The 13,813-nt window shown below is 58.9% G+C and carries 16 protein-coding genes; 4 read left to right on the top strand and 12 right to left on the bottom strand.

Annotated elements, in window-relative coordinates:
* The first annotated feature begins 148 nt into the window (after positions 1-148).
* From ACR0DJ_RS17970 to ACR0DJ_RS17960, 3 genes are all read left to right on the top strand, one after another.
* Positions 149-1,069: a DnaJ C-terminal domain-containing protein gene (locus ACR0DJ_RS17970; RefSeq protein WP_480685904.1), complete on the top strand. Its 921-nt coding sequence runs from the start codon at positions 149-151 to the stop codon at positions 1,067-1,069.
* Complete coding sequence (locus tag ACR0DJ_RS17965) at positions 1,066-1,404, top strand: hypothetical protein (protein WP_170345537.1); 339 nt, start codon at positions 1,066-1,068, stop codon at positions 1,402-1,404. Before ACR0DJ_RS17970 ends, ACR0DJ_RS17965 begins: the two co-directional genes overlap by 4 nt.
* A gap of 63 nt (positions 1,405-1,467) precedes the next feature.
* Positions 1,468-3,126 carry a U32 family peptidase gene (locus ACR0DJ_RS17960; RefSeq protein ID WP_480685903.1) on the top strand — a complete coding sequence of 553 codons (1,659 nt, stop codon included), beginning with the start codon at positions 1,468-1,470 and terminating at the stop codon, positions 3,124-3,126.
* Between the two features lie 6 nt (positions 3,127-3,132).
* On the opposite strand, the gene ACR0DJ_RS17955 is transcribed toward ACR0DJ_RS17960, so the two are convergent.
* The 5 genes from ACR0DJ_RS17955 to ACR0DJ_RS17935 all read right to left on the bottom strand — a co-directional run bounded on the left by ACR0DJ_RS17955 (position 3,133) and on the right by ACR0DJ_RS17935 (position 6,623).
* Positions 3,133-3,750 (bottom strand): cytochrome P460 family protein, encoded by a 618-nt coding sequence (locus tag ACR0DJ_RS17955; RefSeq protein ID WP_257599463.1) that lies wholly within the window; start codon positions 3,748-3,750, stop codon positions 3,133-3,135.
* A 285-nt stretch (positions 3,751-4,035) separates the two neighbouring features.
* On the bottom strand, positions 4,036-5,223 hold the full coding sequence (rlmN, locus tag ACR0DJ_RS17950) for a dual-specificity RNA methyltransferase RlmN (protein WP_480685902.1): 1,188 nt from the start codon (positions 5,221-5,223) through the stop codon (positions 4,036-4,038).
* 86 nt (positions 5,224-5,309) lie between these two features.
* Positions 5,310-5,687: a lysozyme inhibitor LprI family protein gene (locus tag ACR0DJ_RS17945; RefSeq protein WP_480685901.1), complete on the bottom strand. Its 378-nt coding sequence runs from the start codon at positions 5,685-5,687 to the stop codon at positions 5,310-5,312.
* Positions 5,688-5,773: 86 nt separating this feature from the next.
* Positions 5,774-5,944: a hypothetical protein gene (locus ACR0DJ_RS17940; protein ID WP_170345532.1), complete on the bottom strand. Its 171-nt coding sequence runs from the start codon at positions 5,942-5,944 to the stop codon at positions 5,774-5,776.
* 142 nt (positions 5,945-6,086) lie between these two features.
* Positions 6,087-6,623: an invasion associated locus B family protein gene (locus ACR0DJ_RS17935; RefSeq protein WP_257599466.1), complete on the bottom strand. Its 537-nt coding sequence runs from the start codon at positions 6,621-6,623 to the stop codon at positions 6,087-6,089.
* A 179-nt stretch (positions 6,624-6,802) separates the two neighbouring features.
* Between ACR0DJ_RS17935 and ACR0DJ_RS17930 the strand changes: the two genes are divergently transcribed.
* Complete coding sequence (locus ACR0DJ_RS17930; protein WP_170345530.1) at positions 6,803-7,801, top strand: asparaginase; 999 nt, start codon at positions 6,803-6,805, stop codon at positions 7,799-7,801.
* A 5-nt stretch (positions 7,802-7,806) separates the two neighbouring features.
* Here the strand turns inward: ACR0DJ_RS17930 and ACR0DJ_RS17925 are convergent, their stop codons facing one another.
* From ACR0DJ_RS17925 to ACR0DJ_RS17895, 7 genes are all read right to left on the bottom strand, one after another.
* Positions 7,807-8,127: a YciI family protein gene (locus ACR0DJ_RS17925; RefSeq protein ID WP_480685900.1), complete on the bottom strand. Its 321-nt coding sequence runs from the start codon at positions 8,125-8,127 to the stop codon at positions 7,807-7,809.
* Positions 8,128-8,149: 22 nt separating this feature from the next.
* Positions 8,150-8,578 (bottom strand): SRPBCC family protein, encoded by a 429-nt coding sequence (locus ACR0DJ_RS17920; protein WP_480685899.1) that lies wholly within the window; start codon positions 8,576-8,578, stop codon positions 8,150-8,152.
* On the bottom strand, positions 8,566-8,895 hold the full coding sequence (locus ACR0DJ_RS17915) for an ArsR/SmtB family transcription factor (protein ID WP_117872947.1): 330 nt from the start codon (positions 8,893-8,895) through the stop codon (positions 8,566-8,568). The genes ACR0DJ_RS17920 and ACR0DJ_RS17915 overlap by 13 nt, the downstream gene beginning before the upstream one ends.
* 42 nt (positions 8,896-8,937) lie before the next feature.
* Entirely contained in the window at positions 8,938-9,816 is an 879-nt protein-coding gene (gene serB / locus ACR0DJ_RS17910) for a phosphoserine phosphatase SerB (protein ID WP_480685898.1), read from the bottom strand.
* Between the two features lie 36 nt (positions 9,817-9,852).
* On the bottom strand, positions 9,853-10,581 hold the full coding sequence (locus ACR0DJ_RS17905; RefSeq protein WP_170345526.1) for a metallophosphoesterase family protein: 729 nt from the start codon (positions 10,579-10,581) through the stop codon (positions 9,853-9,855).
* A 118-nt stretch (positions 10,582-10,699) separates the two neighbouring features.
* Positions 10,700-12,295, bottom strand: a complete 1,596-nt coding sequence (serA, locus tag ACR0DJ_RS17900; protein WP_170345525.1) for a phosphoglycerate dehydrogenase — start codon at positions 12,293-12,295, stop codon at positions 10,700-10,702.
* Positions 12,296-12,359: 64 nt separating this feature from the next.
* The gene (locus ACR0DJ_RS17895) at positions 12,360-13,514 is read right to left on the bottom strand and encodes a phosphoserine transaminase (RefSeq protein WP_170345524.1); all 1,155 of its coding nucleotides are present in this window, start codon (positions 13,512-13,514) and stop codon (positions 12,360-12,362) included.
* Positions 13,515-13,813 lie beyond the last annotated feature (299 nt).

The following is a 13,813-nucleotide window of genomic DNA, read 5'->3' as shown; positions in this document are numbered from 1 at the left end:
GTCAATCAATAGGTACAATCATGCAGATACTATCAGGCCTGCGAGATTTTACGAAACAATTCAATCGCCTCTTTCGTTTTACCCGTTGAAATCGCATGGTAGAACACCTTCATCCTGATCAAACCTGTCCCTGACCTGAGAGAGTGATATGAGCGACGACCCCTACACCGTTCTTGGTGTCTCGAAGGACGCCAGCGCAGCCGAGATCAAGAAAGCCTACCGGCGCATCGCCAAGGATTGCCATCCGGATCTGAAACCGGGCGATGACGCGGCCGAGGCCAAGTTCAAGGCCGCTGCCGCAGCCTATGATCTATTGAAAGACCCTGAAACACGTGCGCGTTTTGACAACGGGGAAATAGACGCCTCGGGTCAAGAGCGCCCGCAACAGCAGTATTACCGAGAGTATGCCGAGGCCGCTGGAAACCCCTATCGGGGGCGTCAGGCGGATCCCGACGACATGTCAGACATCTTCGCCGAGTTCATGCGCGGTCGCGGCGGTTTTGGCGGTCAGCGCAGCCACGAGTTTCACGCTCCGGGTCACAATCTGAACTACACCCTGCAAATCAGCTTTCTGGACTCCGTGTTCGGCGCCAGTCAGAAATTGACCTTGCCGGATGGAGATCGGATCGAGGTCAAAATCCCGGCCGGTATCACCGACGGCCAGACCATCCGGTTGCGCGGCAAAGGCGCCCCGGGATATGGCGAAGGCCCTCCGGGTGACGCTCTGGTGACGGTTTCGGTCGCCAAGCACCCGGTTTTTGAACGTCAGGGCGACGACATCCATATCACGCTGCCGATCACAATCGACGAGGCCATTCTGGGCGGAAAAGTCCCGGCCCCGACCATTGACGGCGGTGTGAATGTCAACGTACCAGCGGGCACCAGCAGCGGCAAAACGCTCCGGTTGCGCGGCAAAGGCGTGAAAAAGCGCGGCTCGTCCGGCCGTGGGGACCAGCTGATTGAGCTGACCATTGCGACACCGGACAAAATCGATGATGAACTGAAGCAGTTCATGGAAACCTGGCGTCAAAAGCACCGCTATGATCCGCGGAAAGGAATGCAGCTATGACCCTGACCGAAAAGGAACTGATCGAAACGGTCACCCGCCTGACCTCGGACCGCCTGACCGAATACCTGGCGGCGGAAATCGTGATTCCGGAACAGTCGGATCAAGGGCTGGTTTATCAAAATATCGACGTCGCCCGTCTGGAACTGGCCTGCGAGTTGCACGAACAGTACGACATGGAGGCCGATGCACTGTCGATGATGATCTCACTGATCGACCAGTTGCACGGGCTGCGGGCCGAACTGCGCGAAGTTCTGAACGCGATCGAGGCGCAACCCGAACCTGTGCGGCAGCAACTGGTCAAGGTCATCGGTACAGCGCGATTCCGTCGCAGATAACGGGGTTTTGGACTCAGAACATTTGGATTAGAAGGCCGGTTTGATCCTTTGACAGGTGGCGCCATGACCCAGTCCAGATCCGAATTGCTGATGCCTGCGGGCAATCTGCGCAAGCTTAAACTCGCTGTCCTCTACGGGGCGGATGCGGTGTATCTGGGCACGCCCGATATGTCGCTGCGCACAAAATCCGAGTTCTCGCTGGAAGAGGTGATCGAAGGGGTCGAGTTCTGCCACAGCCATGGCCGGCGCGCCTATCTGACGCTGAACCTGTTTTCGCACAACAAGGACATCCCGAAGCTGGACGAATATATCGACACGGTCCGCAAGGTGCAGCCGGACGGGTTGATCATCGCCGACCCCGGTGTGTTCCAGTACGTCCACGACCGCGCGCCGGAACTGCCGCTGCACATCTCGACCCAGGCCAATATCTGTTCCTGGCTGTCGGTGAAGTTCTGGCAGGATCAGGGCGCGGAACTGGTGGTTCTGGCGCGCGAGGTTTCCTACCCCGAACTGGTGGAGATCCGCGAAAAATGCCCCGACATCAAGCTCGAGGCCTTCGTCCACGGTGCCATGTGCATGACCTATTCGGGCCGCTGCCTGCTGTCGAACTTCATGGCCGAGCGCGGCGCCAACCAGGGCAATTGCGCAAATTCCTGCCGCTGGAACTATGCACTGAAACTGCGCCTGAAGGATGGCACCCATCAGGAATTGCGCATCACCGAGGAAAACGCCGACCTGTTCGAATTCCTGCTGGAAGAAGGCTGCCGCCCCGGCGATCTGATGCCGATCGAGGAAGACGACCGCGGTTCCTACATCCTCAATTCGCGCGATCTGTGCATCATGCCCAAGCTGGACGAATACCTGAAGATCGGCGTGGACAGCCTCAAGGTCGAGGGGCGCGGCAAGTCGGAATACTATGCCGCCATCGTCGCGCGCGCCTATCGCATGGCCATCGACGATTACTATGCCGACCCCCAGAACTGGGACCCCAAACCCTATATGCGCGAGTTGGAGACTGTGGGAAACCGCGGCTATACGCTGGCCTTCCACGAGGGGCGGCTGACCAACTACGCCCATGATTACGAGCACACGGCGTCCATCGCGCAGTGGGAATATGCCGGGATCGTCACCGAAGTGACCGAGGATGCCTTTCTGGTCGAGGTAAAGAACAAGCTGGAACCGGGCGATGTGCTGGATTTCGTCTCGCCCATCTCGCGCGAGACGGTTCTGCTGCGGGTCTATGATTTCGAACGCGCATCCGATGGCGCGCGGATGGACGTGGTGCATGGCAGCACCAAAACAGTGATCCGCCTGCCCTTCACCCTGTTCGACCACGAGGATATCGACGATCTGCGCGCCCGGTTCCCCGCCTATTCCGTTCTGCGCAAGGAACGCGCCCTGACCGACGAACACTGGAACCGCATCCGCTTTGACAAGCTGGTGCAGGGGTTGGAAACCTCGGGCCGTGACAATCCCGCGGCCTATGCGCGCCGCCGCGACGAACTGGTCGAGAAGATCGGCGAAGACGGCAACGAACGCCGGTTCAAGACCAACCGCATCGGCACCGAAGGCTGCTGCGGCAAGGGCTGCAACGGCTGCCTGATCTTCTGGCAGGACGACAAATACGCGCTGGCCCGTGAAGTTCTGTCAAAGCGCAAACAAGGCGAGCAGCTCAGCCGCCGCGAGGCGACGGAATTGAAGCTGCCGGGCGAAAATGCCTGAGTTGGCTCAATCGCGCGTCCGATAGTCTTCCGGCACGTAAAACGTATAGTCCCGATCTGCCACCTGTTCGTGACAGACATGGCAATACGCCACGGCGCCGGCGCGGTCGCCCATAGTGTCCCCAAACACCGAGCCGTCCGGCAAGACCATGATGTAACGCCAATCCGCCGTGTCCGGGCTGGCACCTTCTGTCAGTTTCTCCATTATAAACATGGCACCGGGATGTACGTGACCTTCATCCGTCACGGTCATGCTGTCCTTGGCAAGAACCGACCCCATGGGAAGTTCTTCACCTTCCTGCAACGTCCCGTAGTTATGCGCCATGCGATTGGCATAGCTGTTCACATACCTTTGCCCATGGGTTGCCGAAATATAGGGCGCATCGTTGAAAAGCGGCCAGCTTTGGTAGTTTAGGATCAGGTTCAATTGTGCCACGGCGTAGCCACGCGCCATGCGGCGATTGAGCGATCGGTAGTGTTCCAAAGCCTCTTGTTTGCTCAGCTCGGCAGGGTTTTCGATCGCGATATGAGCGTTCTGGCCGTCAGCGAAGGCCAAGCCTGAACCCGAGAGGATAGCAAGCGCAGCGGCACCAAAACGGATGATCGAAAAAGAACCTGCATTCATAATCGTGGCCCACCTGAAAATCAGTTCACCCGAGCGCATTCTGCACCACTTGGAACAGTCTAGCGGAATCGCAAAAACTTGCCATCTCTGACCCGAACACCTCACCGCCTTGTGTGTCGAATTGAAGTGGCAAATTCAGAGACGGGCACTGGAAATATAGCAAATTATGCATGTGGTTTCAGCATCTGAAACATTAAGTTTGCACAAAACACTTGTGACGTGCAGACCGAGCCAGAAAACACTTAAGGCGCGATCCGATCAAGCCAAGCCGAGATCGACCGAACCCTATTGGTTCAGGCCCGTTTCGGCCTCGATTTGTTTGCGTGATTTGCGCGCCCGCTCGGTTGCCGACTTCAACTGACCACAAGCTGCCATGATGTCCTCACCGCGCGTCTTGCGGATCGGCGAGGCATAGCCGGCCTGATAGATGATGTTGGCGAAAGCGCGGATACGGTTGTTCGAGCTGCGCTTGTACGGTGCCCCGGGCCATTCGTTGAACGGGATCAGGTTGATCTTGGCCGGAATGTTGTGGCGCTTGATGTGATCGATCAGACGATGCGCATCTTCGTCACTGTCATTCACACCATCCAGCATCACATATTCAAACGTGATCCGTTCAGAGTTCGAAGCATTGGGATAGCTGGCCAAAGCTGTCAGCAGTTCCTCGATGTTCCAACGCTTGTTGATTGGTACCAGAATGTCGCGCACCTCGTCAGTGGTGGCGTGGAACGAGATCGCCAGCAGGCACCTGATTTCCTCGGCCGTGCGCGCGATTTCGGGCACCACGCCCGAGGTCGACAGGGTAATCCGCCGGCGCGACAGGGAAATCCCCTCGGGGTCCATGGCGATCTTCATCGCGTCGCGGACGTTTTCGAAGTTGTAAAGTGGTTCACCCATGCCCATCAGAACGATGTTCGACAGCAGGCGGGTTTCGTCCTTGGGTGCGCCGGGGGTTGGCCATTCCTCAAGATCGTCGCGCGCCATCATGATCTGACCGACGATTTCGGCGGATGTCAGGTTTCGTACAAGTTTTTGGGTTCCGGTATGACAGAACGAACAGGTCAGCGTGCAGCCCACCTGAGACGAGATGCACAGGGTTCCGCGATCTTCCTCGGGGATATAGACCACCTCGACCTCATGCCCGCCGGCGATGCGGCACAGGTATTTGCGGGTGCCATCTTCGGACACCTGACGCGTCACCACCTCGGGGATTTCGATCACGAAATGCTCGGCCAGTTGTGCACGATAGGCTTTGGCGAGATTTGTCATCTGGGCAAAGTCGCGCACACCCCATTGATAGATCCATTGCCAGATCTGGCCTGTGCGCATCTTGGCCTGTTTCTCGGGCGTGCCGTGTTCAATCAAGGTCTCGCGCAACCTGTCGCGCGAAAGACCGACAAGGTTTACCTTCCCGTCGGGCAGTTTGCGCGGGATGGTCATGACGTCTTGGGTGATCGGCGCTTTGGGCGACATTGGCGTATCTCAAAGGAATCGGGCTTGGGATGCGCCTCTATATAGGAACGCCGCCAAAGATCAAAAGGATTCGTGCAGCCCAGGTGTCAGTTCACGAACCGAAGCAGCTCGGCCACCCGGGCCCGGCCCAGCTCGACCTGGCACGAGGAGACCGCGATGCCCGTGCCCGATCCGCCGCCATAGGACGCACCAACCGCCTCGCATTGTGCGTCGCGGTAGGCTTTCCAAGCCTCCTGGGATGCCTCGAGCGCCGGCAGGGCCAAGGCCCGTCCGGTGACGTCGTCCAGATCTCTGGCCGCATCTGCTGCAAATCCGAAGGCCTCGGTCAATGCGGCCGCGACATTGGCCTCGGCCTGCCCGACACAGGCACCGATTTCAACCTGTGATCCGGCACCGGAACATTCCAACGCAGGGTCTGCGAGTCCCGGTACCGGAAGAAGAAATACTGCCCAAGCCCAACGCATGGCTCACCCCTCACCTGTCTGCTCACGCAGTTGAAGCGAACCTTGGCGCAAAGGCAAGGCCCGGGCAGGTTTTGGGCGTGCGGCGTTTACACCCCTGCCGGCGGAATGAAGCAATCCTCGGCATCCAGCTCCTTGACCGGATCTTCCGGGCCACATTGCTCGCCCGATATTGGGTAGGAATCCGCGGTCTTTTCGCAAGCGCTCAGTACTGCGACCGATGCGGCCAGAACCAGAGTGATCCAAGTTTTCTGTTTCATCACGATGTCCTCTCTCAGTGGCTGAACCACTTAGTTCACATTGCCGGATGAGAAACTTTGACACGGATCAAAACTGGCAGATGACCATACGTCAAAAGCCCCGCAACCAGGCGGGGCCTTTTGAACAATCGGCGCGATAAGATCAGTTGGTGCAGCGCTTCTCAGCGTCTTCAATCGCTGCGGTAAAGCCCAGCAGCGAGAAGGTGTCTTTCGTCTGCGTCCCGCGCTCGGACCGGGCGGTCAGAACAGCCTCGGTTCCGCGCTTCAGGGCGGTGATGATCTTGGCATCATCCGCATCCGATGCGGCCCAGGCCCATTCGCCTTCCGTGAACAGTTCGAACTCGGTCCCGTCCACGTTCAGGTTCACCGTCGAACCCGCGGCAAACGGGTAGCCGCCGGTAAAGGTCAATTGGCCTTTCACCTCGGCATTCGGACGAAAGAACACAAACAGAAGGATGTCGCTGCGCCGTACGGAAACCACGCGCCCACCACGGGTGTTCACGGTTTCCTTGGGTGCCGAGACGCTCCAGCATTCGGTGGGATCGTCTTCGACAAAAACGCTCCAATCCGTTTTTGCAGCAACACGGTTTGTGCTTGTCGCCTGTTGGGCGATTGCAGAAGTTGCGGCGATGCCTGCCACACACAGGCCCGCTATCGTGCGAACGAGCATTGATCCCATTTGTCCAGCCTCCTAGCTCGACCCTTACCTCATACCCATCGGACACGTCTGCGAACCCTGCCGGTTCGTCTATTCGTTTGCGTCTTCCGATGTTTGCCGACATACACACACTAACGCAGGTTTCGCCACAGGCGAAAGGGCGATTGGCAGAATTTTGCGCATAAATTTCGGAGGTCCAGATGACGCAGCCCGTACCCATGACAGAACTTTGGCGCGGTGCACTGCTGGAAAGTCTGCATCTGGGTCATGCGGTTGTTTGCGATGATACGGGCCAGATCGTGCGCAGTTGGGGTGACCCGCAATCCGTCATATACCCGCGGTCATCCGCCAAGATGATCCAAGCGCTTCCGTTGGTCACATCGGGGGCGGCGGCGAAATACGGGCTGACCAGCGAACACCTGGCATTGGCCTGCGCCTCGCATAACGGTGCGGCGATCCACACGGATCGCGTGACGGCGTGGCTGGACCATCTGGGGTTGAACGAGCACGATCTGCGGTGCGGCCCACAAGAGCCCGCCGACACGGCCGCACGGGACCGGCTGATCCTGGCGGACGATACGCCTTGCCAGATCCACAACAATTGTTCCGGCAAGCATTGTGGCTTTCTGACTCTGGGCCAGCATATGGGCGCAGGTCCGGAGTATCTCGAGATTGATCACCCGGTACAACAGGCCTGTCTGTCTGCCATCGAAGAAACGACGGGCGAGACCAGCCCGGCATACGGCATCGATGGCTGTTCCGCCCCGAATTTCGCCACATCTCTGGCGGGTCTGGCGCGGTCGATGGCATGGTTTGCCAGCGCTTCGGACAGGTCTGATCGCTCCAGTGACGCGGCAGCTCAGCTGGTTGCGGCCATGGTCAAACACCCGGAACTGGTTGCCGGCGAGACCCGGGCCTGCACCGAGCTGATGCGCGCGATGAACGGACGTGTGGCCATCAAGACCGGGGCCGAGGCCGTGTTCGTGGCCATCATCCCGGAAAAACGCATGGGCGTTGCGCTGAAGATCACCGATGGAACCACCCGCGCCAGTGAATGCGCGATTGCCGCGATACTGGTAAGCCTTGGCGTGCTGGAGGCCGATCACCCGGCCACCCGCAAATTCATGAACGCCACGCAATACAGCCGTCGCGGGCTGGAATGCGGTGTGATCAAACCTGCGACGGGTTTCCCCGACTAAGGCCCTTACATCTCGATTTCGTGGATTTCGGCCACTTCAACCGAGCCTGTGCCGTTGACGACCATCGGGCAGCCCTTGGCCATCTCGGTCGCAGCGTCGATATTGTCAGCCTTGATCACCGTGAAGCCCGAGGCCGGGTTTGCGCCGCCGTTATCGACCACGCCATTGTTGCTGACGGTGTAAGACTGCCCAACCGGGTTTCCGGGGATATCGAGGGCGCCGCCCATGTTTTGAAACCAAGCCCCCCAGGCGGCCATGGTCGCCTCGATCTCGGCGGGGTCGGTCGGGGTGTGACCCCCATGATAGACAAACAAAAATTGGGGCATATCACTCCTCCCTGATGAATATCTATTTGCAAAGTGCTTCGAGTTTGCGCAGCGAAGACGTCCAACCCTGATTGTGGTTCGCGGCTGCTTCGGCATCGGCCAGTTCCCGGTGGTCCAGCACAAGGCGGGCACCGTTTTTGGTTGCGGCAACGGAAAGGGTCACATGGCTTTCGGCACCGCGTTGATCCTGATCGTCATGCCAACCCCATGTAAAACCCACCGACTTCGGCGGGTCGACATGCGTGACGTGGCCCGAGACCTTGTATTGCTGGCCCTCGCTATTCTCCATCACCGAATACCAAGGGCCGGTGCGTGAGAAATCCAGGTTGTGGTCCGGCACGTGCATCCCCTCGGGGCCCCACCATTGCAACAGCTTGGAACCATCACTGATCCACGCAAACAGTTCTTCGGGACTGACGGGGAATTCCCGTTCCAGTTTCAGGTCGGCCATGAATTCTCCCTTTCGATAATATCGCTCAGACGGTCGAGGCTGCCTTCCCAGAATTGCCGCTTGGAAATCGTCCAGTCGGCAATCGCCCGCAATCCTTCGGATCGGATGGAATACATCCGCTGTGTGCCTTGCACACGCTGCTGCACCAACCCGGCCTCGCGCAGCACCTTGAGGTGGCGTGAAATCGCGGCGCCGGACATGCCGCGCCCTTCGATCAGATCACCGGCAGGCAGCTCACCCTGCTCCATCAATTGCTCGACAATCGAGAACCGGGTGGCATCGGACAAAGCGGAAAACGTGGTCAGAAGTGTGCTCATACCCCTTATTTAACACAAATGTTAAATAAAAGATAGCCCTGATCAGCCGCCCACAAAATCGGCGCGGCAATAGCCTTGCAGGTAAAGCAGCGCCGTCAGGTCGCCGTGATTCACCCGCACGTCGCATTTCGCGGCCACCGACGGCTTGGCGTGAAGGGCAACCCCGGCCCCGGCCCGGCCAAGCATGCCAAGGTCATTGGCCCCGTCACCCACGGCGATCACGTCACTTTCCGACAGGCCAAGCCGGGCCGTAATCTGCTCGAGCGCTTCGATCTTGGCCTGACGCCCCAGAATAGGACGCGCGACGTCTCCGGTCAGCTTGCCATCTTCGGCCAGCAAAGTGTTGGCGCGGTTTTCATCGAAACCCAACAGCTCTGCCACCCGCGCGGTAAAGGCCGTAAAGCCACCGGAAACCAACGCTGTATAGGCCCCGTTTGCCCGCATCGTCGCCAGCAATTCCCTGCCTCCGGGCATCAGGGTGATCCGTTCCCGCAACACTTTGCCGATGACGCTTTCATCCAGATGCTTCAGCAAACCAACCCGCTCGATCAGGGCACCTTCGAAATCAAGCTCTCCGTTCATGGCGCGGGCCGTTATGTCCTTGACCCGGTCGCCAACGCCGGCCTCATCCGCCAGCTCGTCGATGCATTCCTGCTGGATCATTGTGCTGTCCATATCGGCCAGCAGCATCTGTTTGCGCCGTCCTTGCGCAGGTTGCACGATCAGGTCCACCCCCATCCCTTGCAGGTCTGCCCAAACGTCCCAGCGATTGTCGGGGATGGCGTTCAACTCGAACTCTGCCGCCTCATCCGGGTTGAGCCAGAGGATGTCCCCGCCACCCCACGCATTGCGCAAGGACTCAGTCAATGCGCTGTCCAGCGAAGGCGCTGCCGGATTGGTCAGCAAAGTGGCGACATACATCTTCAATCTCCAAATTTCTCGGCCGGGCGAGGTGATCTAGGGGGTCAACGGCAAGCGGCCCTGATCGGTCAATTCCCAGCAGGTCTGCCCTTCGAACACCGCAACACCCACCGGGCGTCCGTATCCTGCACCTGTGTCCAGATTGACGCGATTGCCATAATGCGTTGCCCGATCCACCGGGGTATGGCCATGCACGATCAGCTTGGGATGCGGGCCCGGATGGGTATGAAAATCCTGCCTGATCCAGACCAGATCGTTGGCGCGCTGCGCATTGAGCGGTACGCCCGGGCGAATGCCTGCGTGAACAAAGGCAAGCTCGGGCGTCTGATGCATCAGAACCAGATCTCGCAAAAAGGTCAGGTGCGATTTCGGCACCGCCGCCTGCGCCATCTGATGCAGGTCTTCCAGACGAATCTGACCTTCGAATTCCACCCCATAACTGCGCAGGGTCTCGACCCCACCCAGCCTTTCATGCAGCCAGTGATATCCTACAAGCAAATGTGGATCGTGACGCGGCGTATCCTCCATGAACCAGGCGAACATGCGATCGTGATTGCCCAGCAGAGTGATCCAGTTCAGGCCCGCATCGCGCCCGGCAATCAGACGCTCGACCAGCCCGCGACTGTCCGGTCCGCGATCCACGTAATCCCCCAGAAACACGATCTGGGCATCCGGGCCGCCATCGCCCTGGATCAGAGACAGCGCGCGTTCCAGCTCGGCCACCTGCCCGTGCAGATCACCAATAACGTAGACGGGCTGTGTCATAGATCCTCCGACGGTAGGGTCAGCTCGCTTGTGCCGCATATTACGGCCTGAGAAAACACAGGACCCGGGTATTCGATCATCCGGGTCCTGCACTGTTTCTCAAACTCAACAGACCATGTCAGGTGACATCAAACTCCAACGGCTTGATCTGTGTGAACAGACCCGTTTCCGCCAGCTTGGCGCGTGCCTCAGCCGGAACCGGTTCGTCAACATAAAGCAACGCAATCGCTTCACCGCCGGCCTCGGATCGACCCAGGGTAAAGTTCGCGATGTTGACGTTGTTCTCACCCATGGTCCGCCCCAGAGCACCGATGATGCCCGGCACGTCTTCGTTGGTGGTGTAGAGCATATGGGCACCGACCTCGGCATCGATATTGATACCCTTGATCTGGATGAAACGCGGTTTGCCGTCGCTGAACACGGTGCCGCCAATGGAACGTTCGCGCTTGTCGGTCACAACGGTGACTTTGATATAGCCTTCGAAGGCACCCGATTTGTCCTGATTGGTGGTCGATATCTTGATCCCACGCTCTTTGGCGACAACCGGGGCCGACACCATGTTCACCTCGGGGTTGAACTTTTTCATGATCCCGGCGACCACGGCGCAGTTCAACGCCGCCAGGTTCATTTCAGCGGCAACACCATCGTACAGGATATTGATCGCCTTGACCGGCTCATCGGTCATCTGGCCGATGAAGCTGCCGAGATGGCCGGCCAGCTTGATCCACGGCCCCATCACCTTGGCTTCTTCCGCCGTCACACTGGGCATGTTCAAAGCGTTCTCGACCGCACCTGTCAGCAGATAGTTCGAGATCTGCTCGGCCACTTGCAGCGCCACGTTCTCCTGCGCTTCAGTTGTTGCTGCACCAAGATGCGGCGTGCAGACCACGTTGGGCAGGTTGAACAAGGGGTTGTCCTTGGCGGGTTCTTCACTGAACACGTCGAACGCGGCACCGGCAACGTGACCGGATTGCAACGCCTCTGCCAAAGCCTCCTCATCAACCAGACCACCACGAGCGCAGTTGATGATGCGCACGCCCTTCTTGGTTTTGGCGAGGTTCTCGCGGCTCAGAATATTGCGGGTCTGATCCGTCAGCGGTACGTGCAGGGTGATGAAGTCGGCGCGGGACAGCAACTCGTCCAGTTCAACCTTTTCGACGCCCATCTTGGCGGCTTTTTCTTCGCCCAGATAGGGATCATAGGCGATGACTTTCATCTTCAGGCCAAGCGCGCGCTCGCACACGATGCCGCCGATGTTACCCGCACCAATGACACCGAGCGTCTTGTTCGTCAGCTCGATCCCCATGAACTTGGACTTTTCCCACTTGCCCGCATGGGTCGAAGTCGAGGCCTCGGGGATCTGTCGCGCCACGGCAAACATCATCGCAATGGCGTGTTCGGCGGTGGTGATCATGTTGCCGAATGGCGTGTTCATCACGATCACACCTTTTTTCGACGCCGCTTCCTTGTCGATGTTGTCAGTGCCGATTCCGGCCCGGCCGATCACCTTCAGCTTGTCGGCTTTTTCCAGAATGGTCGGCGTGACCTTGGTGGCCGAGCGGATGGCAAGACCGTCATACTGGCCGATCACCTCGGCCAATTTGTCCTTGTCCTTGCCCAGATCGGGCATGAAATCCACGTCGATGCCGCGATCACGGAAAATCTGAACGGCAGTTTCGCTGAGTTTGTCAGAAACGAGTACTTTGGGAGCCATGTCTGTGGTCCTTGAATGCAATGAGAAGTCCGGGCCGATGCGGCCCGGTGAAGATGGGATGCGATCAGGCGGCTTCTGTTTGCGCCGCGATTTCGGCCGCAAAGGCCCATGCCAGCCAAGGCAGCATCGCTTCGATATCCGAGGTCTCGACCGTACCGCCGCACCAGATCCGCAAGCCCGCAGGCGCGTCACGATAGGCCCCGATATCCAGCGCGACATTTTCGGCTTCCAGCCGTTTGGCCACGGCCTTGGCAAAGCTTGCGCCGTCCTGAATACGGGCATCTGTGAATTTCAGACAGACGGATGTGTTCGACCGCGTCGCAGCGTCTTCGGCCAGGTTTTCGATCCAGTCGTTCTGGTCGCAGAACGCATGCACGGCACCGGCATTGGCGTTCGCACGGGCAACAAGGCCCTTCAGACCACCGACCGAGCGGGCCCAATCCAGTGCAAACAGATAATCCTCAACCGCCAGCATTGACGGCGTGTTGATCGTCGCCCCCGTGAAGATGCCTTCGATCAGCTTGCCACCCTTGGTCAGGCGGAAAATCTTGGGCAACGGCCACGCCGGCGTGTAGCTCTCCAGGCGCTCAACAGCACGGGGCGACAGGATCAGCATCCCATGCGCAGCCTCACCCCCCAGAACTTTCTGCCAGCTGAAAGTGGTCACATCCAGCTTGTCCCAGGGCAGGTCCATCGCAAAGGCAGCCGAGGTCGCATCACAGATCGTCAGACCCTGACGATCATCGGCAATCCAGTCACCGTTCGGCACGCGCACGCCCGAGGTGGTGCCATTCCAAGTGAAGACGACGTCATTGGCGAAATCGACCGATGTCAGATCCACGATCTGTCCGTAGTCGGCGGTCTTCACCTCGGCGTCGATCTTCAGCTGCTTGACTACGTCGGTCACCCAACCGGACCCAAAGCTCTCCCACGCCAGCATCTCGACCTTGCGTTCGCCCAGCAACGACCACAGCGCCATTTCGACCGCGCCCGTGTCAGACGCAGGAACAATGCCGATCCTGTAATCAGCTGGAATACCCAAGATCTCGCGCGTGCCCTCGATCGCCGCCTTCAGCTTGTCCTTGCCAACAGCGGCACGGTGCGAACGCCCCAGGGCGGCATCGGCCAGTTTGGTCAGATCAAATGTGGGGGGTTTGGCGCAGGGGCCCGAAGAAAAACGCGGATTTGCCGGCCGCGTCGCCGGTTGTTCGATCGTCATGTGTATTACCCTTCCAGATACACGCCCCTCGTTGGGGAGGGGTGTCCCACGCACAGGGCTATGGGTCCTTCGCGCCCGCAGCAAGCGGAAAAGACGCTTCGTTGAGTGAAAACGACATCCAAAAAGGGCTCAAATCAGAACAGGAGTTTCCGATTGGCGAAAAACCCCGCCGAAATTCGGCGGGGTTTTTTGATGTTATTCCGCGGCGTCTTGGTATGCGTCCATTGGGGGGCATGTGCAGACGAGGTTTCGGTCGCCGTATGCGTTGTCGACGCGGTTGACGGGGGACCAGTATTTGT

The organism is Ruegeria sp. BF10 (assembly GCF_056538725.1).
The sequence above is the reverse complement of the archived record's forward strand: the minus strand, read 5'-3'. Positions and strand labels throughout refer to the sequence as shown.